At 59.9% G+C, this 342-nt stretch carries 1 protein-coding gene; it reads left to right on the forward strand.

The window, feature by feature from the left end; genetic code table 11:
- A partial coding sequence (locus tag AB4Y44_RS42545) for an NAD(P)/FAD-dependent oxidoreductase (RefSeq protein WP_368702833.1) occupies window positions 1-342 on the forward strand: 342 nt, incomplete at both ends.

The raw sequence follows: 342 nt of genomic DNA on the forward strand, positions 1-342 counted from the left end.
AACTTCCAGCTCGGCATGGAGTTGCACGCCAAGTACACGCTGTTCTGCGAAGGCTGCCGCGGGCACCTGGGCCGTCAACTGAACGAGAAGTTCAAGCTGGGCAAGGACTCGGATCCGCAGGTCTACGGCATCGGCATCAAGGAACTGTGGGAGATCGATCCTTCGAAGCACCAGCCCGGCCTCGTGATCCACACGGCCGGCTGGCCGCTTGAAAGCGACACCTACGGCGGCTCGTTCCTGTACCACATCGACAACAACCAGGTGATGGTGGGCTTTGTCGTGGGTCTCGCGTACCAGAACCCGTATCTCTCGCCGTTCGAGGAATTCCAGCGTTACAAGACG

Source organism: Paraburkholderia sp. BR10937 (assembly GCF_040965695.1).
In the GTDB taxonomy this organism is placed as follows: Bacteria; Pseudomonadota; Gammaproteobacteria; order Burkholderiales; family Burkholderiaceae; genus Paraburkholderia.